The following is a 23,501-nucleotide window of genomic DNA, read 5'->3' on the forward strand; positions in this document are numbered from 1 at the left end:
CGCCGACCAATTCGCGGGCAAGCGCGCTCCTACGGTTCGGTGTCAGCCGCAGGTTGAGCGGTGCTCCTGCAGTTTGGTGTTGGCCGCGCGTTGGGGGCAGTCTGGATCTAACGCGGGTCGCGGCCATCCCTGGCCTGCTTCGTGTCCGCTGTCAGAACTTGAAGCGTCCCACCAGGCCGTTGAGCTGACCGGAGATGTCGGTCAGGCGACCCGAGCCTGCCTGCGCGGTGTGGGCGAATTCTTCGACCAGCTGGGCGTCGGTGTGGATCTGCGAGATGTGGCGGTTGATCTCTTCGGCCACTTGATGCTGCTCTTCAGCGGCCGTCGCGATCTGGGTGTTCTGATCGCGGATCGAATCCACGGACGAGCGAATCTTGTCGAAGCTGTCGCGCGCCTGCTGGATGCACTCGACGCTGCTGTGGGACACCTCCAGGCTGCCGCGCATCTGCACCGTCACCTCTTGAGTACGCCTGGCCAGGTTACCCAGCAGGCTGTCGATTTCCCCGGTGGAGTCGGCGGTGCGGCGTGCCAGCGCGCGAACCTCATCCGCCACCACTGCAAAGCCCCGACCCTGATCCCCGGCACGGGCTGCTTCGATCGCGGCGTTTAGCGCCAGCAGGTTGGTCTGCTCGGCGATCGAGCGGATGGTGTCCAGAATGCCGTTGATGTTCTTGCTGTCCTGCTCAAGCAACTGCATGGTTTCGGTTGACTGTTGCAGCTCCTTGCTCAGTTTCAGCACGCTGCCGTTGGCCTCGCTGATGTGTTGCTGACCGGCATGCACGTCGCGATAACCCGCATCGGCGCTGGACGCCGCGTTGCTGCACGAGCGCGCCACTTCGTTGGCCGTGGCGACCATCTCGTTGAACGCGGTGCTGACCAGTTCGACTGCCTCGCGCTGACGCCCGGCGGCCTCGTCCATGTTGCGCGCCACTTCACTGGTGTCTGCAGCTGCACGCTGCAAATCCGAAGACGCCCCGCCAATGCGCTGCATCAATTGCGCGATCATGCCCAGGAACTGGTTGAACCAGCCGGCCAGGGTCGCGGTTTCATCGTTGCCACGCACCTTGAGCTGGCGCGTCAGGTCGCCCTCGCCTTCGGCGATTTCCTGCAAGCCATCGGCCACGCCGCTGATAGGCCGGACAATGACGCCGGCAAAAGTGGCGCCGACGATGGCAAAAATGATCGCCAGCACAGCGGCAATTCCAGCGATCAGCCACGTCAGGCTGGACGCCTGCGCCATCACTTCGTCACGCTCGATCAGGCCGATGAAGCGCCAGCCCAGCCCTTTGGAGGTGATGACATTGGCCATGTAGACCTTGCCGTCGATCTCGATCTGCGTCGAGCCATCCCCGCCCTTGGCGAGTTCGGCGTAATTAGTACCTAAATCGGCCAGCGGTTTGAAGTTGTGTTTGGCATCGCTGGGGTCAACCAGCACGTTGCCATTGGCCTCCACCAGCATCAGGTAACCGCTGTGGCCCAGCTTGATGTTCTTTACCAGCTCGGTGAGCTGCTTGAGCGATACGTCCAGGCCCACCACTCCGACCACGGCGCCACTGGCATCGGCAACGGTATGCACGGTGCCGATCAACGACACGTCATCCGGCGCCCAGTAATAAGCGCCGGTGCGTACGGTAGTGCCCGGTGCGGCAATGGCGGCTTTGTACCAGGGACGCTGGCGCGGATCGTAGTTGCTGATTTTCGGGTCATCCGGCCAGCTCGCATAGCCGCCGTCGCTCAGACCGACCGACAGGTACGCGGTGGTCGGGTGGGTTTTGGCGAAACCGTCGAAAATCTCCAGCATGCGGACGTTACTGTCGGTCAGGGGAAGCTTCGCGGCGTCGGCGCTGGTGTAATTTTTTAGGTCCTTGACTGCGACGATCCGGGGATCACGGGCCAGGTAGTCGACGTTCTGACTGATGGCGTCGAAGAACTGCGTCATGCCGTTATCGATCTGGCGGATCTCGCGGCCGCTGCTGTCAACGAAGTTGGCCTCAGCGGAGTCCCGCGCGTTAAACACCACCAGCCCCGCTACCACCAGCACCGGAACGCACGCGATGGCCGCGAACCCCCACGTCAGCTTCTGTTTGATGTTCATGAGACCTTCCGCATAGGTTGTAAGAGTTGTGGGCAGAATGGGTGACGACGCGTGGTGTTCTATTTGTGAAAGCGTCCACGGTGACCTCGATTTTATCGGCCGATGGCGGCCGAACCTGAGGCGATAATCTTCGCGAAAGACAATGGATACGGGGCTTTGCCGACTGTCGGCGCGTTACCAGCGGTCTAGAGGGTCGCGACACCGTCCAGTTGTTGGCACACTGTGCGGCATTCCCCTCAGGTGCAACGCGCCTAACCCTTCTCCGGACGTCACATGACACCCAACGCAGAACGCTATAGCCCTTCGACCGAATATGCCGACAAGCTGATTTCGCAGATAGGACAAACACCGTCGTGGATCGCCAAGCGGATCGGTGTGACGGACAAGCGCATCCGCTACATCCTGGATGGCGAACGGACCGTCAAGGGAGAAACCACGCCCATCCAGATGACCTACACAGAGCAGTTCGCCCTTGAGTGCCTAGTCGCAGAGGCCAAGGCCCTGAAGCGATAAGGATCCGGGCTGCTGCGGGTTACAAGCCCTCAAGCAGCCCGTCGGCACGCAGCAGATCGACGATCACGTGCTCGTCCACCGCATAAACCCCCCGAGACGCCTTCCACACCAGATTCTTTTCCTGCAGGGCGATCAGCGCCTGTTGCACGCCTGGCACCTCCACTTTGATGGTAGTTTGCGCAATGCCTGCCTGCTTCATTGCTGCGGCGTACAAGTCCATGGTCGGTGCCTCGAACGGGGCGTAGCTGTCGCCCATGCTGCCCATGACGCGGATCACGGCAGACTGGATCGGCGTGAGGCTGTGGAGCACCTTCTTCAGATTCGCATTGAGTTCATCCGCCTGGGCGCGAACCAGCTCTGCAAACCGCTCACGGACGTTTTCAGGGTCGATAAAGAAGTCAAAGCGGATGGCATCCGCCGCGGCACCGAGCATTTCGGGGCGATAGCCGCTCTCTCTGAACAGCTCGTATACCTCAGCCGGGTCAAGCGGGGTTGGCAGGTCAATATGCTCGCACAGCCAGTCGATGTAGTTTCGATCCAAGGTCGGGAACGGCACCATTGAAGCGCCGAAGAACGCCTGATCCTTGCTGTTGCGCAGCATGGCCAGCTTGTCCCGGTTCGAGCCGGTGCAGACGACACGAAGGCCATGGTGCCGTGAGCTGTTGAGCTCGTCCCTCGCCGCCTTAAGTGCGAACAGCGCCGCGACGCCTGCCTCGGTGGTGATCGCATGCTGCGCTTCGTCGATCATCAGCACGATCAGCTTCTGCGATTCGTCGGAGAGGGCCACCAGCGCGGTGGAGAGATCGATGTCTTTGCCCAGACCGATTTTATCCAGGCTGAAATTTAGGCCGCCCACGGCAACTTTCTCTATTCCCGAGGCCTTGGCCAGCCGCGTAATGAAACCATCGTTGCGTCCCACCGCTTCGCGGATGGCTTCGACGATGACAAGGCCCGGGTCTTTGGTCAGGTCTTGCCAGAGGTCGGCGTACAGCACGATCGCCCCTGCGTTCTCCAGTGCCGGACGCAGGTCTTCACGCGCAAATGTGGACTTGCCCGTGCGCCGTGGCGCTGCCAGGAAGACGCCGGAGCTGGCCGAACTGCCCACAGCGACCTGCATGATCAGTTTGGCGAGTCGGGCAGCCAACTCGGGGCGGTGGTAGACGACTTCGTTCATGGGCAAACCTCAATACGGCTTTATAGCGGATTATAGACCGACTATAGACCAATTATAGGCAGCGCGGGATTGTCATTTATAGCAAATTATAGAACGACTATAGACCGATTATAGATTCGCCTTGATGCAACCTCGCGTTGCCCGCCAGGGCGTGCGTCTTAAACAAACCCCAGGGGTCACCGCTTGATTTGCGGCTGCTCCCGGTTTGTAGGAGCGCGCTTGCCCGCGAACTGGCCGGCGAATTTCACGGATTTCTATCTTCAGCACCGATGCCTTCGCGAGCAAGCTCACTCCCACAGTCATCATCGGCCGATGCCTTTGCGGCGTAGCGATGGTCGATGAGCGCGCTTGGCCGCGAACTGGCCGTCGAATTGACGGATCTCCATCGTCAGCACCGAAGCCTTCGCGGGCAAGCGCGCTCCTGCAATTTTCCGTTGCCTATCGTTGCGCCACGGCGAAACGCATTTAAACGCCGGTCTAGCACCCGCCGCACGGGCTCTAATCGATCAGTCCCTGGTCGTCATAAAACGGATACGGCCCCGGGTAATCGCCAAACACGCCGTTATGGGTCACCAGCCCCTGGCCGGGCTCCCAGCGATGCAGCAAATACCCAGGCGGTTCAAGATTGAAATGCGCGGGTGCGTCTGGGCGCAGATCGAGCACGATCTGGTGCGAGGTGCCTGGGCAGGTGCAACTGATGCTCCCGCTGAAACGTTGCTGCATCGGCCGATGCAGATGCCCGCAGAGCAGACGCTCCACTTGCGGATGGCGCCTGATGACCTGTTCCAGGGCTGCGCCGTTGATAAAGGCTTCGCGGTCCATGTGACCGATCCCGGTCACGAACGGCGGATGGTGCATGACCACCAGCGTCGGCACCTCGGGCCGGCGGCCCAGCACGTCGTCCAGCCAGACCATCTGGCTGTCCAGCACCCGGCCGCCATGAGCCCCCGGGATCGTCGTATCCAGACCGATCAGGCGTAGCGGGTGCTCTTCCACCACCCAGTCCAGTGGCGCTTCAGGGCAGAGCGGCAAATACACGTGATCGGCGAACTCGGCCAGCAGGTGCTCGCGCACGTCGTGGTTTCCGGGCACGAGGTAATACGGCATGTTCAGGCGCGCCAGTTCTGGATGCAGAACCGCGTATTCGTCCGGCCGGCCGAAGTCCACAAGGTCACCGCTGATGACCACGATGTCCGGGCGCGGCTGGCTGGCGTTCAAATGATCGATCGCGCGGCGCAGCGCACCGAGGGTGTCAACCACGCCGTAGGTCAGCTTGTTGCCGGCTTTGAGGTGCAGATCGCTGATCTGCGCAATGAGAAACGGAAGACTCGACATGAACTCGCTCGATAATGCTCAGGGATGCAGGGCAAACAGCGCCTGTGGCGCAACGGACAGGGCAATCAGGTCGCCCGGGGTATGGACGGTGCCGTCGGGGCTGTCCACCAGCAGCGGTTGCGCGGCGCCGACCTCAATCAACAGTCGACTTTGCGCGCCCTGAAAGAACTGCCCCAACAGACGCCCGCGCACATGCCCCGCGCCGCTCACCACCCGCAGATGCTCGGGCCGGCAGTACACCGTCGCCGGCGCATCGACCTGCGACCACGGCAGCTCGCCCCCGCTGACAGTCAGCCCGCCGGCCGTTCGGCCAGACACCGTAAACGCATTCAAATTGCCGACGAAGCCCGCCACAAACGCGTTGGCGGGCCGCTGATAAATCTCGCGCGGAGTGCCGAGCTGGGCGATGCGCCCCTCCTGCATCACCAGAATCCGGTCGCCCAGAGCCATGGCTTCGCCCTGATCGTGGGTAACGAACACCGAGGTGATGCCCAACCCGCGCAGCAGTTGATCCAACTCACTGCGCAAGCGCTCGCGCAACTGCGCATCCAGCGCTGCCAGGGGTTCGTCGAGCAGCAAGACCTTGGGCCTTGGCGCAAGGGCGCGCGCCAGGGCCACTCGCTGCCGCTGCCCACCCGAGAGTTCATGGATGCCGCGTTTGGCGTGTTCCTGCAGGCCGACCAGTTCCAGCAGCTCGGCGCAACGCCGGGAGCGCTCGGCCGCCGGCATGCCCCTGACCTTTAGTCCGTAAACGACGTTGCCCTCCACACTGAGGTTGGGGAACAGCGCGTAGTTCTGGAACACCATGCCGACATCGCGGCGCTCGATGGGCAGACGGGTGACGTCCTGATCGCCGAACCACACCTGACCGACGTCGGGCTGCTCCAGCCCGGCAATCATCCGCAGCGTGGTGGTTTTGCCGCAGCCGGACGGGCCGAGGATGGCCAGGGTCTCCCCCGCTTCAATGGTCAGATTGAGGTCGTGAACAGCGACGGTGCCATCGGCAAAGGCCTTGCGGCAACCGATCAGGCGCAGCGTGGTTCCAGTCATCTTTGTGCTCCACGGGACAGGCGTGTGCTGATGGCCTGCAACGCCACCAGCAGCGGCACGATCATCAACAGAAATATGAGGGTGTAGGCGCTGGCGACTTCCAGCCGCGCCGAGGCGTAACTGTCGGCCAGGCCCACCGGCAGGGTTTTGGTCATTGGCGTGTGCAGCATCCAGGTCAGGTTGAATTCGCCCAGCGAGAGCGTCACCACCATCAGTACACCGGCAAGAATGCCGGCCCGACAGTTGGGCACCACGATGCCGAAAAACCGTCGCAGGGGTTCGGCGCCGAGGCTGGCGGCGGCTTCTTCCAGCACGGGCAGGTGCTGGCGCTGCATCACTGCCATCACCGGCCGCACCAGAAACGGCAGCGTGAACAGCACGTGGCCCACCAGAATGAACAGCCAGCTGCTGCGAAAGCTGCCGAACTGGCCGTAGGTCAGCAACAGCGCCAGCGCACTGGCCAGGCCCGGCATGGCCACCGGCAAGACCATCAACTCTTCAAAGGCACGGCTGAAGCGGTTGTTCATTCGGACCAACGCATAGGCCGCAGGCACGCCGATCACGCAGACGCACACGGCGCAGGCCGCGGCCAGTTGCAGAGACAGCCACACGGTCGGCGCATACGCCTCCCACACCTGCACGATCCAGTCGAAGGTCAGTCCGCTGGACAGGCCTTGAAAGTAATTGCGGGTCAACCCGGCGAGCAGTGACATCACCACCGGCACCAGCATGAACGCGCAGACCAGCAGCGTGAACAGCAGTTGCGCGCCGAACAACCAGGGACGCTTCACAGGACTGTCCCCGACTGTCTGACCATGCGCCGTGCGAGCAACAGCACGGCCCACGTCAGCGCACCGAGCACCACCGACAACGCAGCAGCGACGGTGAAATTGGCGTAATTGGTGAACACGTTATAGATCGCCACCGGCGTGACGTTCAGCTGCGTGCCGAGGGTGAATGCGGTGCCGAAGGCGCCCATAGACGTGGCGAAGCAAATCGCGCCGCAAGACACCAGCGCTGGCGCGAGCCCGGGAATGATCACGTCGTTTACCACTCGCCATGGGCTCGCACCCAAAGATTGAGCGGCTTCTTCAAGGCTTCGGTCGAGGCTTTCGCACGCCGCCATCACGGTCAGAATGACCCGCGGAATCGAGAAATACAGATAGCCCAGAAACAGCCCCGCCAGCGAGTAAGCAAACACCCAGCGTTCGCCCGCGATTTTAAGGCCGAGCATGGCGAACAGACCCTGTCGCCCCGCCAGCAGAATCACCAGAAATCCGACAACCACGCCGGGGAATGCCAGCGGGAAGGTCAGCAGTGCCACCAGCGTCGAGCGACCGAAAAAACGCTGGCGCGCCAGGAACACGCCGGTGATGCCACCCACCAGCAAGGAAGCCATTGTGACGACGGCGGCGAGCAGACAGGTTTGCGCCAGGCTCCCCAGGTACTGGGCACTGCCCAGCACCTGCCAATAGCCGCTGCCGGCGGCATCGCGTGCCTGCCCGCCGAGCACGATCAAGTGCGCCAGCGGCAGCAACCAAAACGCGGCCAGCACCGCTGCCGCAGGTGCCAGCGCCCATGCCGCCGTCGGGCGCAACCGCCAGCGCGGTGCTCTACTTCCTTCCAGCCCTCGGGCTGGCAATACACGGCTGCTCACTTACTTGACCTCGCTCAGGTAACGCGCGGCAAAGGCTTCCTGCACATCGGCCATGTGCTGATAATCCACCACGCCAGCCCGGGCGTAATCGCTGTCCGGCAAAAACTGCGCAGCCACCTCGGCGGGCATCTGCATGGCGCGTACCGGACGCAGATACGCCTTGGCCCACAGCGCCTGGCCCTGCTCGGAAAGCACGAAATCCAGGACTTTCTCGGCGTTGGCCGGATGCGGCGCGTTGGCGACCAGGCTCATCACGTAAGGGACGCTGATGCTGCCCTCTTTCGGGATGACGAACGCGACGTTGGCCTTGTCCTTGTAGCGGGCGCGGTAGGCGTTGAAGTCGTAGTCCACCAGAATCGGCAGCTCGCCGGACAGTACTCGGGCGTAAGCGGTTTGCTTGGGCACGATGGGCGCATTTTTCGCCAGCTTCTGGAAGTAGTCGATGGCCGGTGCGAAGTTATCCAGCGTGCCGCCCATGGCCTGATTGATCGCCACGGCCGAGACGTAGCCGACGAAGGCGCTGGAGGGATCGAGGTAGCCGACCATGCCTTTGTATTCCGGCTTGAGCAGGTCCGCCCAGCTCTGCGGAACCGGCAACCCGCCCAGGGCATCGACGTTGACCATGATGCCCAGGGTTCCGGAATGAATGGCGAACCAGTGACCGTCCGGGTCCTTGAGCCCTGCGGGAATCTGTTCCCAGCCTTTGGGTTTGTAGGTGCCGACCACGCCGGCTTTCTGCGCCTGCAGCCCGAACGTCACCCCGTAATACACCACGTCGGCCACCGGCGCGGCTTTCTCGGCCACCAGTTGCGCCAGCGCCTGACCGGAGTTCTTGTTGTCCAGCGGCACCTGCACGCCGGTTTGGTCGGCGATGGCCTTGAGCTGGGTGCCCCAGTCTGCCCATTCCGGCGGGCAGTTGTAGCAAATCGCGCTGTCGGCGGCCTGGGCGAGGCTGGCAACGCCGCACAGCAGCAGTGCCGCCAGGGTTTTACTAAAGCGGATCATGGAGCGTCTCCTCGTAGGGCTGATTGTAGGGCTGAGTACTTTCGCCCGGCCGGATGTGGCACGGCAGGCAGTGGGATGTCGGGGCGCCGCCGGCAATCTGCGCCAGCAGTTGATCGATGACCGTGGTCGCCAGCGCGGCAATCGGCTGGACCACGCTGCACAGCGTCGGGTGCATCTGCGCGCCGATGGCGATGCCGTCGAAGCCGATGATCGACAGCCGCTGTGGCACAGGCCAGCCGTGGCGGCGCAGTTCGGCGATCAGGCTGATGGCGAGCAAGTCGTTGGAACACACCAGGGCGCTGGGCGCCTCTACACCGTTCAACCACGGCGCGAGTGCCGAGAATTCGGCCTGGGTGTGGCTGGGCATTTCGATAATCGGCATGGCGGGCAGTTGTTGTTCGCCCATGGCATCGCAATAACCGGCGTAGCGCTGGCGCGCCCGGTCGGACTGCAAGGTCGGGCCGGCGACCATGCCGATGCGGCGGTGTCCGGCGTCGAGCAGGTAGCGCGTGGCGAGTGCCATGCCGGCGCGATTGTCCACCGACACCGCGCTGTACTCGGTGCTGTCGGGCTGGTGATAGGCGAGCACGAATGGGGTGTCTTCCGAGCCGAGGTCTTGCAGCACGCGATTGCTCTGGGCGTCGGTCACGGTGAGGACGAGGCCGTCTACGCGCTGACGCAGCAACTCCTCCACCACGGCGCTTTCGCGCTCGGCGCTGTAATCGGTAGTGGCCAGCAGCAAGCTGTAACCGCGTAACCGTGCAGCGCGCTCCATGGCCTGAAGCTGTTCGGCGAACACAGGGTTAAGCAGGCTGGGCACGACCACGCCAATCAACTGCGTGGTTTGCAGTCGCAGCTGGCGGCCCAGCAGGTTGGGGCGGAAACCGAGCTCCCGGGCAGCAGCAAACACTTGGTCGCGGGTGCCGGGACGTACCACTTCAGGGGAGGAAAAACAGCGCGCGGCGGTGGCTCTTGATACACCGGCCACCCGCGCGACTTCTTTCAGGTCACTCATGTTCACTCGCTTGAGATCGATCTCATTGGCGAGGACATTACGGAGTCAATATGGCATTTGAACGGCGGGGGTGTGACAGATTGAAGACGGGTTGGCGAGGGTCGTGGCGACTGGCAGGAATGGATTCAGCCGGGAAAGGGTCTTGCGACACCCCGAGCAATGGAAATGGTCACACCGGCCTCTTCCCGGCTGAAGCCGGTCCCACTGGGTAGCGTTCGCCTTGAGAGCGCCGTCAATGTGGGACTGGCTTTAGCCGGGAAGGCGTCATGAGACACACCGAGCGATTGAGGAGATCACACCGGGCCCCTTCCCGGCTTAAGCCGGTCCCACTGGATAGCGTTCGCCTTGAGAGCGCCGTCAATGTGGGACTGGCTTTAGCCGGGAAGGCGTCATGAGACACACCGAGCGATTGAGGTGATCACACCGGCCCCTTCCCGGCTGAAGCCGGTCCCACTGGATAGCGTTTGCTTTGAGAGCGCCGTCAATGTGGGACTGGCTTTAGCCGGGAAGGCGTCATGAGACACACCGAGCGATTGAGGTGATCACACCGGCCCCTTCCCGGCTGAAGCCGGTCCCACTGGATAGCGTTTGCTTTGAGAGCGCCGTCAATGTGGGACTGGCTTTAGCCGGGAAAGCGTCATGAGGCACACCGAGCGATTGAAATGATCACCCCGGCCCCTTCCCGGCTGAAGCCGGTCCCACTGGGTAGCGTTCGGCTTGAGAGCGCCGTCAATGTGGGACTGGCTTTAGCCGGGAAAGCGTCATGAGACACACCGAGCGATTGAAATGGTCACACCGGCCTCTTCCCGGCTGAAGCCGGCCCCCCTGGCTAGCGTTCGCTTTGAGAGCGCCGTCAATGTGGGACTGGCTTTAGCCGGGAAGGCGTCATAAGACACACCGAGCGATTGAGGTGATCACACCGGCCCCCTTCCCGGCTGAAGCCGGTCCCACTGGGTAGCGTTCGCCTTGAGAGCGCCGTCAATGTGGGACTGGCTTTAGCCGGGAAGGCGTCATAAGACACACCGAGCGATTGAGGTGATCACACCGGCCCCTTCCCGGCTGAAGCCGGTCCCACTGGCTAGCGTTCGCTTTGAGAGCGCCGTCAATGGGAGACTGGGTTTAGCCGGGAAAGCGTCGTGAGACACACCGAGCGATTGAGGAGATCACACCGGCCCCTCCCCGCTGAAGCCGGTCCCACTGAGTAGCGTTCGCCTTAAGAGCGCTATCGATTGTGGGGCCGGCTTGGAGCTTGGGGATCAGGCGTGGGTGATGACCGCAGGGTCCGTCGCTGTAGCCACACCCACCACCGTGATTTCACCTGCGCCTGCGCCAGCGCTGAACACGAACGCATCGGAATTCAAGGTGTGGCTGTAATCGCCGGCCAGGGTGACCTGGAACTTGTGCCCGGCGCTGTCGGCGTCGTCGCTGCGCACGTAAGTGCGGTCGTTGCCGGCGTTGTAGCTGACTTTCAACGTGCCGTCGTGACCGTCGCCCAGCCCGGTGAAGCCGAGGGCCGAGACGTCCAGTGTGTCGTGACCGGTGGTGAAGTCAGTGATCAGATCTGCGGCACCGAGGTAGCTGTCGCTGATCTGATCGAAACGGAACGTGTCTGCACCCGAGCCGCCGGTCAGACGGTCACCGCCGCCGCCGCCCACCAGCAGGTCATCACCGACACCGCCGCCCAGCACATCGTTGCCGGCCAGACCGTACAGCGAGTCGTTGCCCCAGTTGCCATACAGCGTATCCACGCCTGCGGTGCCGGTTGCGTTCACCGATGTCAGCGGCTGCGACGAATCGGTGCGTGCGTCGTCGGGGTTGGCGAACAGCACGTTGGTCGCGGTCAGGTCGTACAGGTGATTGCCGTTGAGCAGAATTTCAAAGCGGTTGCCGTCGGCGTCCGGCTCCAGCGATTTGAGCGCCGTTTGATCGCCCGCCAGGTTCAGCACCACCTTGAGCGTGCCGTCATAGCCGTTGCCCAGGCCCTTGAAGTTCAGCGCGGTCAGGTCCAGACGGTCATGGCCGTTGCTGTTGAAATCCATGATCAGGTCGCGTTGCGCGTAGCTGCCGCTGGCGTCGTTGCGCAGGCTGTCGCTGACGCTGGTGTAGACAAAGGTGTCGGCGCCAGCCCCGCCGATCAGCGTATCGCCGCCGCTGCCGCCCAGCAGCCGGTCCGCGCCGCCGTCACCGGACAGCGTGTCGCGCCCTGCACCGCCCATCAATACGTCATCGGCCAGGGTGCCCAGCAGCTTGTCGTCGCTGGCGGTGCCCGTGATGGCCGAGAAAAAGTTGTCGGCACCCAGAGTGCTCAGGTGATCGCCGTCGAGTGCCAATTGAAAGCGATTGCCACTGGCATCAGCGTCCAGACTCGACAGGTAGGTGGTGTCGCTCGCGGCGTTATACGTCGCTTTAAGGGTGCCGTTATGGCCATTGCCCAGACCGGACAGCCCGAGCAGAGTGAGGTCGAGACGGTCAGTGGCGTCGTTGAAATCAGTGATACGGTCACTGTAGGAGGTGGTTGCCGTGCGATAGCTGTCGGTCACGGAGGTGAAACGGAACACATCGCTGCCCGTGCCGCCGCTGAGCCGGTCGGCCCCTGCTCCGCCGTGAATCACGTCGTTGCCTGCGCCGCCATCGATGCGGTCACGGCCGGCGCCGCCGCTGATCAGTTCATCCGAGCGGCTGCCAATCAGCGTGTCGGCGGCGGCACTGCCGCGCACGATCAGCACATCGCTGTTGTTGTACACCTGACTTTCGCTGCCGGCCGCACTGATGTCGCCGGCGGGCGTGCCGTTGATCACGTTGCCAAAGATCACGCTGCCTTCCACGCCTACGACTTCCGACGGCACCTCGGCCACGCCCCACGTCGAACCGTCACCGCCGGTGATCAGGTTGTCGTACACGAAGTTTTGCGAACCGGGTTCGCCGCCCAGGGTGCGGATCGCCACTTCCGGAACGTCGCTGCTCTGCGCGTTGGTATGGATGACGTTATCGGAGACCTCGATGTGGGTCGTGCCTTGCAGGTTTACCCCCGAGCCGCCGTTGTCGTGGATATCGAGGCGGTAAACGCCGCCGTACTCGATACCGCGCATGTGCACGCCATCCCCGCCATTGCCGTGTACGTCGCCGCCGATAACGGTGAAAAAGCCGGTATCCACGCCGCTTTGTTCATGAACATAGATACCGTCGCCAGCGTTGCCGGACACCAGGTTATCGGTCAATGACATCGGCATGCCGCCGAGCCCGACGTTGATGCCGTGGCCGCCGTTGTCCACCGCGCGGTTGTCCTGAAAGGTCAAGGCCGACAACGCGCCACCCAGCACAAAGCCATCCGAGCCATTGTCGGTTGCCGTGCTGTTGCGCACCACCAGCCCGGTGGCCGCGCCGCTCAAGTCGAAACCGCTGCCGCTGAAGTGGGTCGCGGTCACGCCGTCGATCAACAGATGAGAAACGCTGCCACCCGACTGTGACCAACCGCTGACCTCGCCGCTCGAACCGGAGGCATTGCCCTCCAGCGACAGGTTGCTGACGGCAGCGTCCCGCACCGTGCTACCCGCCACCACACCCAAAAGGGCTGTCGTGGAGGCCCCCGGACCTTCGCCAAGTGTGAGCACACTGTTCGCTGCGCCGTCGCCGGTGAGGGTCACATTGCTCTTCAACGACAGCGCGTTGCCTGAACCATCGGCGTCCGACACCCGCCAGGTTCCGGCCGGGATATACACCTTGCCCCCACCCGCAGCGCTGGCGGCGTCGATGGCCTTCTGGATGGCCACGGTGTCATCCGTGACAGCGTCGCCCTTGGCGCCATAGGTACGGATATCAAAAGTGGGGATGGTGCTCATGCGCTGCTCCTGCCTGGAAAAATACTGACGACCTGTGAACCTGTTGCCGTAACCGGTTCGGCGAACAGCTTGGACCGACAGAGTTCATGATTGTTAGAGACGTGGAGCGGGCTTTCGTCGGATCGGCTTCAGCATCAACCAAGCCTGTCCTCCCGGGCCTTTGCACGCGGGAGCGTTGCGATAATGGGTATTCGCTTGCGCGACGCCTGATCAAGGTAAAAGCGGCAGGAAACGAACATTTAGTCATTAAAAAAGGAGGATCGGGGAACTTTTTTGCGGCGGATACATTTGCGCTGAGGCGAGGTGTCGAAATCCGTGCTAAAAGCCTTACCGCCTCGGTGAAGTTTCCGCATGATCGGCACAAAAACATGGATTTATGGCGTTGCCAGTCGAGCGGGAACACGGAAACCGGGGCGCGAGCTGATCGGCAGACAGGAATGCAGTGACAGGCCTTGTGCGCAGCGCAGCCAGACACCGTCACTCCCTCTGCCAAACCGTCTACTGACCAGGAAGGCTGCCTTGATACTTCGTCCCATTTGCGGCGCCGTTGCGCTGTTGTTGTCCCTCAACTGCGCGGCGGAACTGCGCGTCAAATCCCCCGTTCAGATCTGCCGGCTGCTGGCTGATACGCAACTGCGTGCCGGGGACTGGCGCCAGGACGACACGGGCAGTCAGGGCTGTTCAAGCGGCACTCGACCGGTATCTGCCGACGTGCCCGCCGGCAGTCAGATCGGGTATGCCGCAGAGGGGGCGGATGACATTCCCACTCGAGTCACACTGACGCTTGGCGGCATCTCCAAAGCGGATGATGACCTTGCCAAGCGTGAGCTGGTGAGAGCCTCCAAGCGACTGGCCGTGCGAGTACTGGGCTTGTCGATGCCGCACAGTGCTGAAGAATCGATCATGAAAGGCGCCCCGGCCAAGCTTGAGTTCGGCAGCGGCACCCTCACCATCATTCGTACCGCAAAGGCCGAGGGTCGTTATGAGATGAAAGTCGTGATGCAGTGATTGCTCCAGCGGATCTGGCCACGTTTTGAGCAGTGGCCCCTCAACCCGACAAACCGTGGCTGGCTGGTGACCGCCCTAGTGCTCGGCCGGCCCGCTCAACGAGCCCTTGAGGCAACCCGTTTTTACTTATGGGCCTTGGCTTTAGGGACCATCTTCCTGATGGTGCCGGTCGGAATGTCGATCAAAGCGTATTGATCATGGATCTCAACCCACTGTTTGTCGTCGCCCGGCTCGCTCAGGTGACGGGCGCGCCAATCCTTGAGCGCCAGATCCGGCCGTTGATACTGATCAGGCGCGTTGTCGCCTTCCTTGAGTTCCTTGACGCCATAGCCGGGGCGATCCAGTTTCACACTGGGCTCTTCGGCTGCGTGGGCAAAACTGCCCACGGCGCAAAGGGCGGTGAACATCAAATGAGGGAGGTATTTTTTTGCGAGCATGATCAGGTCCTTTGGCAAAAATGTGCAGCGGGCGGCGTTTTGATTAACGGTGCCCCCGTATTCCTCTGACCGTGGCCGTTTAGAGGGAGTTCGATCCAATCGCGCCCCGTCACGAAGCCCGTCCCACAGCGCATCCTGCCTCCTGTCTTCCCCCCGTCCGGCCTGCTTGACCGAAACTTTATCTGTACGGCCCAGTCCTCTTCTAAACCCGTATTGCGTTCTGCCAGTACCCGGCGTAAAACGCTGTGCGCCGCATCCTCCGGACGCCGGCGACCGAAAACCAGCACGCCACGGGTCAATACGGCCTCAGGTCACGACGTTATTTCGCAGGTGAAATCTTGAAGCATCTGACCCGGGAAGAGCTTGAGGCTGAAGTGCAGCGGCTGCGGTTGGCATTGCAAGCACGTGAAACGGCGTTCCTCGGCGCGTCCGCCACGTGCGAAAGTCAGAACATCGCCGCCGCTGCGCAACACTCGTCCGAGGACAGCGTGCCTTCACTCGCAGACCTCACCCACGATGACGCCCAGTTACGCTATCGCCTCGCTGTCAAAGCCACCAATGACGCCATTTGGGACTGGGACCTCAGAGCGGATCACGTGTTGTGGAACGACGCGCTGGAGCGGGTGTATGGGCACTCTCTCGCGACTATTGGTAAAACCGGGGAATGGTGGCTTGCCCAGATTCACCCGGAGGACCGTGACCGCGTCTCTGTTTCCATCCACAACGTCATCGACGGTGCGGACACCGGCTGGAACGAGGAGTACCGGTTCCGTCGCGCCGACGGCTCGTTCGCCCAGGTCCTGGACCGGGGACACGTCAGCCGGGACGCTGACGGCAACGCCGAGCGGATGATCGGCGCCATGCTCGACCTCTCGGCGATTCGCGACACGCAGGCGGCGTTACGCCAGAGTGAGGAGCGATTCAGGACCATTCTGGAAACGGTCGAGGCCGCGTTTGCGATTGTTCAGGTCAAATTCGATGCCGAAGACAAACCGGTCGATTACCGCTTTGTCGAAGCCAACCCTGCCTTCGAGCGCGAAGCCGGGGTCAACTTGCGCGGCAAGTGGGTAACGGAGTTTGCCCCCGATCTGGAGCAGTTCTGGTTCGACACCTATGGACGCGTGGCCAAGACCCGTGTGCCGACCAACTTCGAGAGTTACGCCAAAGCGTTCGAGCGCTGGTTCGACGTGCGCGCCGTTCCGGTGGGCGACCCGGACGAGCGCCAGATCGCGATCATCTTCAACGACGTGACCGGAAGACGCGACGCCGAAGAGCGCCTGCGCCAGAGCGAAGCCATCGCCCGGGCCAACGTGGAACGCGTGCAACTGGCGCTGGAAGCCGGGGCAATCTTTGGCACCTGGCACTGGGACTTGAGCAGCGACAGCTTCACGGTGGACGAGGCGTTCGCTCGCGCTTTCGGACTGGACCCTGCCCTGGGCCACGAAGGGCTGACCCTTGACCAGGTCATCGTCACGGTGCACCCCGAAGACAAAGCCGGGCTGATGGCCGCGATTGAAGAGGTCATCGCCCGCGGCGGGGCCTATGCGCACCAGTATCGGGTGCGCCGGGCCGACGGCAAGTACTATTGGATCGAGGCAAACGGCCGCGTCGAACTGAGTGAAGAAGGCGTTCCGCTGAGGTTCCCCGGCGTGCTGATCGATGTCCAGGAACGGCGATCAGTGGAGGCGCAGCGCGACCTGGCGACTGCCGCGCTGCGAGCGCTCAACGAAACACTGGAGCAACGCGTAGCCGAACGCACCACTGCGCTGATGCAGTCTGAAGAAAAGCTGCGCCAGTCGCAGAAGATGGAGGCCGTCGGGCAACTGACCGGCGGGCTCGCCCATGACTTCAATAATCTGCTGGCCGGCATTTCGGGATCGCTGGAACTGCTGGGTGCGCGCATGGCCCAGGGCCGCCTGGCGGATGTCGACCGCTACCTGACCACCGCGCAAGGCGCAACCCGACGCGCCGCCGCCCTGACCCACCGTTTGCTGGCATTTTCTCGCAGACAAACCCTGGATCCCCGTCCCACCGACGTCAATGCATTGGTCGCCGGCATGACAGAACTGATCCAGCGCACCGTGGGGCCGAGCATCCAGGTGCAAACACTGGGGGCGGCCGACGGCTGCGTTGCCCAGGTCGACGCGAGCCAGCTGGAGAATGCGCTGCTCAATTTATGCATCAATTCGCGCGATGCCATGCGCGACGGCGGGCTGATCACCATCGAAACCAGTCATCACCGGGTCATTGACGCTGAAGCCGCTGCGCTGGATATCCCCGAGGGTGACTACCTGACCCTGAGCGTCACCGACACCGGGACCGGCATGCCCGAGGACGTCGTGGCCAAGGCGTTCGATCCATTCTTCACCACCAAACCCATCGGCCAGGGCACCGGCCTGGGCTTGTCGATGATTTACGGTTTCGCCAAGCAGTCAGGTGGCCAGGTGCGTATTACCTCGGTGGTCGGCCAGGGCACGACGCTGTGCATTTACCTCCCTCGCTATCACGGCGCGGCGAGCGCAAGCGACGGCGATGCGTCACAGTCGACCAACGAGGGCACCGGTGTCGGTGAGACAATCCTGGTGGTCGATGATGAGCCCACGGTGCGCATGCTGGTGACCGAGGTATTGGCCGATCTGGGTTACACGCTGATCGAAGCGGCTGACAGCGTGGGCGGGCTGAATCTGCTGCGCTCGGACATGCGCATCGACATGCTGGTGACCGATGTCGGCCTGCCGGGCGGCATGAACGGCCGTCAGATGGCTGACGCTGCCCGGGAAATCCGGCCCGGGCTGAGAACCCTGTTCATCACCGGCTACGCTGAAAGCGCGGCCGTCGGTGCAGGCCAGCTGGAGCCCGGCATGCAGGTGCTGACCAAACCGTTCGCCATCGAAACGCTGACGGCGCGCGTACGGGAAATGATGAACCTGCCCGCCTGACGGCTACTGCGCCAGCATCACGCGGTTACGCCCTTCCTGCTTGCCCTCGTACAAGCGCTGATCCGCACGGTTCAGCGCGTCCCGGAAGGCTTCTCCCTCCTCCACTGTCGCCACGGCCAGTGTCGCGGTCAGGGTCAGGCTGACCTGGCGGATCGCACCGCCCTGCTCCCGCAACTGCGTGAGGATGCGTTCGGCAATCAGCCGCGCGTCTTCCAGAGGAGTATCCGGCATCAGCACCAGAAACTCTTCCCCGCCCCAGCGCGCCGCGATGTCCGTGGCGCGCACGCAACTGGCGATGATGTCGGCCACCTGCTGCAACACCACGTCGCCCAAATCGTGGCCGTGCTGATCGTTGATCTGCTTGAAGTGGTCGATGTCGATCAACACCAGCGCGGTGGGAACCTCGCGCCGGCTTGCGCCCAGCTGACGAAAGCGCTGCAGCACCCGGCGTCGGGTGTAGAGGTTGGTCAGGCTGTCGCGGTGGGCGGAATGGTAAAGATTCATGTGCATCGACAGGTTGAAACGCACCGAGAGCGCGGTCGCATGCAGCAGCAGCGCGGTCGCGGTCAGCGCGTTGATGGCGCCGAACAGGTCTTGCGCGTCTTCGCTGATGCTGGTCACCGGCACTTTGTTGCGCATCAGGTAGCCACCGACGGTGACGAGGAGCACGGCGGCGCTCAGGCATCCCCGACGCACCGGTGAGGAATGAAACCCGAACGCAATGATCGGCACGATACAGAACACATACAGATGGAAGTTGCTGTCCCAGCCGAGCCGCCAGGTGGCGATGGCGGCGTGGGCAATGATCTCGATGCTGATCAGCATGCCGGCGCAGCGGTACAAACGGTGCTTGATGGCCAGCAGGCAGGCGATGTAGGCCAGGACGCTGACGGCGTTGGTGATCCACATCACCCGCAGCCCGACGATCAGGAACAGCCCCAGCAGCAATACGTGGATCGCAAAGGCGATCTGCACGATGGGGATGATGTGTCTCCAGTATTCGGCGGTGGCTTCCCGAGTGACCTGAGTGCGGTCATCGGCGGTAAGGCTGTTCATCAAGGTGTCTCGGCGCGAATTAATACGATAGGTGGCAGGGAGTAGCTAAGAACAGTGTCGGGGAAGCTGCAACGCGGGGCTAAAAATTAGCTTTAGATCAAATGAGATGCGCTTGCAGGTCGCTGATAATCAGGCAGTTTTCCACTTGGGCATTTTGCCAGCCTTTTATCTGCTGACCGAATAAAACTATTTGAAAAGCGGAACGGTCACTCATTTAACGCACGCATCCTTGTGCCCTGCCTCGAAAAAAAGGAACTGCCACCATGATCCGCGATGACCAACTGACCCCCACTGGCTATGACGACCCTGTTTATCGAGGTACTGCGGTAGCGCCGCTGCTCAAACGCATCTCATGGGGGGCGATTCTCGCCGGGGTGGTACTCGCGCTTGTGGTGTCGCTGATGCTCAGCCTGCTGGGCACAGCCATCGGCACTGCCAGCATCGATCCCCTGCAGGAAGCCGACCCGCTGGCGGGCATGGGCAAGGGCACCGGCATCTGGCTGGGCGTCAGTATGGTCATCTCGCTGTTCGTCGGTGGCTGGGCTGCCGGCCGGCTGGCGCACCGTGAGGGCGCCTTCCACGGCATTCTGGTCTGGGCGAGCGTCTCGTTGATCAGCGTCTACCTGGTGTCGAGCGCTGTCACCGGTGTGGTGCGCGGCGGTCTCAACCTGGCCGGCAGCGGCCTCTCGGCAGTGGGCAGCGGCATTGCTCAAGTCGCTCCTGCCGTCGGCAGCAAGATCCAGGATCAACTGCGTGCGCAGGGCATCGATTTCAATCTGGACGACATCCAGGGCGAGATCGAGCAAGCCATGCGCCAGACCGGCAAGCCCGAGCTGGACCCCAATGCGGTCAAGCAGGATGTGACAACCACACAGGAGGACGCGAAGAACACCGCGCAACGCAGCGCCGAAAACGCTCAGCAGGCGGATGAGCAACTCAGCGGCCTGCTCGACCGCTTGAAGGCCAAGGGCGACCAGGCCTGGGACGCGGCTGACCGTCAGGCCTTCGTGAACCTGATCAAGGCCCGCGGCAACAAGACTGATGCCGAAGCCAACCAGATCGTGGATCAGGCACAGGCGAGCTATCGTCAGGCATACGCCCAATACCAGCAGCTCAAGGCGCAGGCCGAACAGAAAGCCCGTGAAGCGGCGGATGTCGCGGCGAAAAACATTTCGCGCGCGGCGTGGATTTTGTTGATCACTCTGGTGGTCTCTGCGTTGGTGGCCGCGGGCGCCGGAGCATTGGGTCGCCGCACCCAGCCCGCCGCGAAAATCGTCGGCGCGATCTAAACGCCAACGCGCTGCCCGTCCACGCTGCCCGCAGAGAAGCTCAAGCGCGGGCCGGCTGGCGGAAAAAAAATGGCCCGATCGAGTGATCGGGCCATTTTCGTTTCAGCGCCAGTGCATCGTTACCGCAACGTCAGTGCTGAGCCAGGATGCAGCGAAGCAAACCGGGGAAGCGCACTTCCAGCTCGTCCGACCGCAAAGAGTTCATGTGCGTGGTGCCAATATTTCGCGTGTGCACCAGGCCCGCGTCGCGCAGCACCCGAAAGTGATGGGACATGCTGGACTTGGGTCGCCCGCCGTCGAGTTCGCCGCAGGTGGCTTCGGCGACAGACGAAAGACAGCGAACGATGTCGAGGCGCACAGGGTCACTTAAGGCGTAAAGCAAACGCTCAAGTGTGAGTTCGGTAGGTGACGGATGTTTGAAGGCGCGCATGCGCACATCATAGCGGGGGGTTTCCTCCTGCGCCATATTTCGAATACTATCGAACAAGCGAATTCAATCATCAGGAGTATTTCCATGTCTGCACTGTTCGAACCCTTCACGCTGAAGGACGTGACCCTGCGTAACCGCATCGCCATTCCTCCAATGTGCCAGTACGTCGCAGACAACGGCGTCATTAACGATTGGCACCACGTGCACCTGGCGAGCATGGCACGCGGCGGCGCGGGTCTGGTGGTCGTCGAGGCGACTGCGGTCTCCCCTGAAGGCCGGATCACCCCGGGCTGCGCCGGTATCTGGAGCGACGAGCACGCCCAGGCGTTCATCCCTGCGGTGCAGGCGATCAAGGCAGCGGGCTCGATCCCGGGCATTCAGATTGCCCACGCCGGTCGCAAGGCCAGCGCCAACCGTCCCTGGGAAGGTGACGACCACATGGCAGCCGACGATACCCGCGGCTGGCAGACCATCGCGCCCTCGCCCATCGCTTTTGGTGCAAACCTGCCGAAAGTCCCGCAGGAAATGACGCTGGACGACATCGCCCAGGTCAAGCAGGACTTCGTCGATGCCGCACGGCGCGCACGCGAAGCTGGCTTCGAATGGATCGAGCTGCATTTCGCCCACGGTTACCTGGGCCAGAGCTTCTTCTCCGAACATTCCAACCAGCGTACTGACGCCTACGGCGGCAGCTTCGACAACCGCAGCCGCTTCCTGCTGGAAACCCTTGCCGCCGTGCGCGAAGTCTGGCCGGAAAACCTGCCACTGACCGCACGCTTCGGTGTGATCGAGTACGACGGTCGTGACGAGCAGACCCTCACCGAATCCATCGAACTGGCGCGGCGCTTCAAGGCCGGCGGCCTGGACCTGCTGAGCGTCAGCGTCGGCTTTACCATCCCGGAGACCAACATTCCGTGGGGCCCGGCGTTCATGGGCCCGATCGCTGAGCGCGTGCGCCGCGAGGCCGATATCCCGGTGACCTCGGCGTGGGGCTTTGGCGATCCGAAACTGGCCCAGGCGGCCGTGCAGAATGGTCAGCTGGACCTGGTGTCGATCGGCCGTGCGCACCTGGCTGATCCGCACTGGGCGTATTTCGCCGCCAAGGAACTGGGCGTCGACAAAGCGTCCTGGACCCTGCCAGCACCGTACGCGCACTGGCTCGAACGCTACCGTTAAGCGTCTTGCCACTGAAAAATGCCGCCCTCCGGGGCGGCATTTTTATTTGCGCGCGCAGCTGGGTATGATCCGCTGCCGGCCGCTTGAAGGCCGCTGTGCAACGGCTCACACCCGACTTCACCACCTCCCAGGACCTGACGATGATCAGAGAGCTGAAAACCTTCGTCTGCGTCGCCCGCCGAGGCACCTTCGCGGCTGCGGGCCGTGAAGTGGGGCTGACCCAGTCGGCGGTCAGCGCGCAAATCAAGAACCTGGAAGACGCTTTGGGTGTCAGCCTGTTCGACCGCACCGGTCGCGCTGCCACGCTCAATGCGGCCGGGCAACGCGCGGTGACGCTGGCCGAAGAGATGCTTCAGCTGTTCGGGCGAATGGGCAGCCCCGACAGCGCCAATGACTTTCGGGGCTCATTGCGCATTGGCGCAATCAGCACCGCGCAGACCGGCATCCTGCCTCAGGCCCTGGTGGCCCTGCGCAGCAAGGCGCCGTTCATCGAAGCCAGCCTGATACCCGGCGTATCGCTGAACCTGCTCAGCCAGGTCGACGCCGGCGAGCTTGACCTGGCGATCATGATCAAACCGCCGTTTGCGTTGCCCAAGGAATTGCACGCCGAGGTGATTGCCCGGGAGCCCTTCGTGCTGGTCGCACCGCTTGATCTGGAGGGAGACGACCCGCGACAGTTGCTCAGCGAGCAACCGTTCATTCGCTACGATCAACGTTCGTTCGGCGGCCGGCGGGTGACGCAGTTTCTGCGCGAACGCAAACTCGAGGTGCGGCAAACGCTGGAACTCGACGAACTGGACGCCATCGTCAAAATGGTTCGAGCAGGCCTCGGCGTGGCGCTGGTGCCGATGGCCGGCTTATGGCTTGAGCATGCCCGGGACGTGCGGGTTATCGATCTGGGCGAGATGGTGTTCTTTCGCGAAATCGTGCTGGTGACCAAATACCTGCAGCGGCAGTCGCCGCTTCAGGCGCTGTTCCGCACCTGCGTGATCGACACGCTGACGGGCCAGGCGCGCTAGCGGCGTCAGGCCCGATGCTTCAATGGCGCGACTACTTGGCGAACAACTGGCTCATGTCCTTGAACGCCTTGAATTCAAGCGCATTGCCACAGGGATCGAATAGAAACATCGTCGCCTGCTCCCCCACCTGCCCCTGAAAGCGGATGTACGGTTCGATCACAAAGGAGGTGCCGCGATCGCGAAGACGCTGCGCCAGCGCCTCCCACTGCTCCCAGTGCAGAATGATGCCGAAGTGTGGCACCGGCACGTCATGGCCATCCACGGCGTTGGAATGCACTGATTCCTGGGAGGTGGTTTTCGGGTGTTCATGGATGACCAACTGATGGCCATAGAAGTCGAAATCCACCCATTGCTCGCTGGAGCGGCCCTCCGAGAGCCCGAATACGTCGCCGTAGAAATGCCGCGCGGCCGCAAGGTCATAAACAGGGATAGCGAGGTGGAACGGCGAAAGGCTCATCGTAGGG

General features: G+C 62.7%; 19 protein-coding genes and 1 pseudogene. 6 read left to right on the plus strand and 14 right to left on the minus strand.

The window, feature by feature from the left end; genetic code table 11:
• Nucleotides 1–151: 151 nt before the first annotated feature.
• Nucleotides 152–1,006, minus strand: a complete 855-nt coding sequence (locus QRN48_RS25490) for a methyl-accepting chemotaxis protein (RefSeq protein ID WP_476239830.1) — start codon at nt 1,004–1,006, stop codon at nt 152–154.
• Between the two features lie 6 nt (nt 1,007–1,012).
• Nucleotides 1,013–2,095 (minus strand): annotated as a pseudogene (locus QRN48_RS25495) (cache domain-containing protein); the annotation flags it as partial.
• 273 nt (nt 2,096–2,368) lie between these two features.
• Here QRN48_RS25495 and QRN48_RS23390 point away from each other — a divergent pair.
• Complete coding sequence (locus QRN48_RS23390; protein WP_285353619.1) at nt 2,369–2,608, plus strand: hypothetical protein; 240 nt, start codon at nt 2,369–2,371, stop codon at nt 2,606–2,608.
• Nucleotides 2,609–2,627: 19 nt separating this feature from the next.
• On the opposite strand, the gene QRN48_RS23395 is transcribed toward QRN48_RS23390, so the two are convergent.
• The 8 genes from QRN48_RS23395 to QRN48_RS23430 form a co-directional block, all read right to left on the minus strand.
• Entirely contained in the window at nt 2,628–3,782 is a 1,155-nt protein-coding gene (locus QRN48_RS23395; RefSeq protein ID WP_285353621.1) for a P-loop NTPase family protein, read from the minus strand.
• A 498-nt stretch (nt 3,783–4,280) separates the two neighbouring features.
• Nucleotides 4,281–5,117 carry a phosphodiesterase gene (locus QRN48_RS23400; RefSeq protein ID WP_285353623.1) on the minus strand — a complete coding sequence of 279 codons (837 nt, stop codon included), beginning with the start codon at nt 5,115–5,117 and terminating at the stop codon, nt 4,281–4,283.
• A gap of 18 nt (nt 5,118–5,135) precedes the next feature.
• The gene (locus QRN48_RS23405) at nt 5,136–6,167 is read right to left on the minus strand and encodes an ABC transporter ATP-binding protein (RefSeq protein ID WP_285353625.1); all 1,032 of its coding nucleotides are present in this window, start codon (nt 6,165–6,167) and stop codon (nt 5,136–5,138) included.
• Nucleotides 6,164–6,958, minus strand: a complete 795-nt coding sequence (locus tag QRN48_RS23410; RefSeq protein ID WP_285353627.1) for an ABC transporter permease — start codon at nt 6,956–6,958, stop codon at nt 6,164–6,166. Before QRN48_RS23410 ends, QRN48_RS23405 begins: the two co-directional genes overlap by 4 nt.
• Nucleotides 6,955–7,809 (minus strand): ABC transporter permease, encoded by an 855-nt coding sequence (locus QRN48_RS23415; RefSeq protein WP_285353698.1) that lies wholly within the window; start codon nt 7,807–7,809, stop codon nt 6,955–6,957. Before QRN48_RS23415 ends, QRN48_RS23410 begins: the two co-directional genes overlap by 4 nt.
• A gap of 15 nt (nt 7,810–7,824) precedes the next feature.
• Nucleotides 7,825–8,829: an ABC transporter substrate-binding protein gene (locus QRN48_RS23420; RefSeq protein ID WP_285353629.1), complete on the minus strand. Its 1,005-nt coding sequence runs from the start codon at nt 8,827–8,829 to the stop codon at nt 7,825–7,827.
• Nucleotides 8,816–9,844 (minus strand): LacI family DNA-binding transcriptional regulator, encoded by a 1,029-nt coding sequence (locus QRN48_RS23425; RefSeq protein ID WP_285353630.1) that lies wholly within the window; start codon nt 9,842–9,844, stop codon nt 8,816–8,818. Before QRN48_RS23425 ends, QRN48_RS23420 begins: the two co-directional genes overlap by 14 nt.
• A gap of 1,256 nt (nt 9,845–11,100) precedes the next feature.
• The gene (locus tag QRN48_RS23430) at nt 11,101–13,683 is read right to left on the minus strand and encodes a M10 family metallopeptidase C-terminal domain-containing protein (RefSeq protein WP_285353632.1); all 2,583 of its coding nucleotides are present in this window, start codon (nt 13,681–13,683) and stop codon (nt 11,101–11,103) included.
• Between the two features lie 519 nt (nt 13,684–14,202).
• Between QRN48_RS23430 and QRN48_RS23435 the strand changes: the two genes are divergently transcribed.
• The gene (locus QRN48_RS23435) at nt 14,203–14,691 is read left to right on the plus strand and encodes a hypothetical protein (RefSeq protein WP_037010025.1); all 489 of its coding nucleotides are present in this window, start codon (nt 14,203–14,205) and stop codon (nt 14,689–14,691) included.
• Between the two features lie 122 nt (nt 14,692–14,813).
• On the opposite strand, the gene QRN48_RS23440 is transcribed toward QRN48_RS23435, so the two are convergent.
• The gene (locus QRN48_RS23440) at nt 14,814–15,128 is read right to left on the minus strand and encodes an RcnB family protein (RefSeq protein ID WP_052075043.1); all 315 of its coding nucleotides are present in this window, start codon (nt 15,126–15,128) and stop codon (nt 14,814–14,816) included.
• Between the two features lie 488 nt (nt 15,129–15,616).
• Here QRN48_RS23440 and QRN48_RS23445 point away from each other — a divergent pair, with 488 nt between their 5' ends.
• Nucleotides 15,617–18,067, plus strand: a complete 2,451-nt coding sequence (locus QRN48_RS23445) for a PAS domain-containing protein (protein WP_476239832.1) — start codon at nt 15,617–15,619, stop codon at nt 18,065–18,067.
• Between the two features lie 3 nt (nt 18,068–18,070).
• On the opposite strand, the gene QRN48_RS23450 is transcribed toward QRN48_RS23445, so the two are convergent.
• Nucleotides 18,071–19,123, minus strand: coding sequence for a GGDEF domain-containing protein (locus QRN48_RS23450; protein ID WP_285353637.1), 1,053 nt, complete (start codon nt 19,121–19,123; stop codon nt 18,071–18,073).
• 263 nt (nt 19,124–19,386) lie between these two features.
• Here QRN48_RS23450 and QRN48_RS23455 point away from each other — a divergent pair, with 263 nt between their 5' ends.
• A complete protein-coding gene (locus QRN48_RS23455; RefSeq protein ID WP_285353639.1) occupies nt 19,387–20,412 on the plus strand; it encodes a hypothetical protein in 1,026 nt (341 codons plus the stop codon).
• Nucleotides 20,413–20,542: 130 nt separating this feature from the next.
• Here the strand turns inward: QRN48_RS23455 and QRN48_RS23460 are convergent, their stop codons facing one another.
• Nucleotides 20,543–20,842, minus strand: a complete 300-nt coding sequence (locus QRN48_RS23460) for an ArsR/SmtB family transcription factor (protein ID WP_037012886.1) — start codon at nt 20,840–20,842, stop codon at nt 20,543–20,545.
• Between the two features lie 84 nt (nt 20,843–20,926).
• Here QRN48_RS23460 and QRN48_RS23465 point away from each other — a divergent pair, with 84 nt between their 5' ends.
• Entirely contained in the window at nt 20,927–22,018 is a 1,092-nt protein-coding gene (locus tag QRN48_RS23465) for an NADH:flavin oxidoreductase/NADH oxidase (protein ID WP_285353641.1), read from the plus strand.
• A 140-nt stretch (nt 22,019–22,158) separates the two neighbouring features.
• Entirely contained in the window at nt 22,159–23,037 is an 879-nt protein-coding gene (locus QRN48_RS23470) for a LysR family transcriptional regulator (RefSeq protein ID WP_191944030.1), read from the plus strand.
• A 31-nt stretch (nt 23,038–23,068) separates the two neighbouring features.
• On the opposite strand, the gene QRN48_RS23475 is transcribed toward QRN48_RS23470, so the two are convergent.
• Complete coding sequence (locus QRN48_RS23475; protein ID WP_037010021.1) at nt 23,069–23,494, minus strand: VOC family protein; 426 nt, start codon at nt 23,492–23,494, stop codon at nt 23,069–23,071.
• Nucleotides 23,495–23,501 lie beyond the last annotated feature (7 nt).

The organism is Pseudomonas sp. ME-P-057 (genome assembly GCF_030208975.1).
Taxonomy (GTDB): domain Bacteria; phylum Pseudomonadota; class Gammaproteobacteria; order Pseudomonadales; family Pseudomonadaceae; genus Aquipseudomonas; species Aquipseudomonas lutea.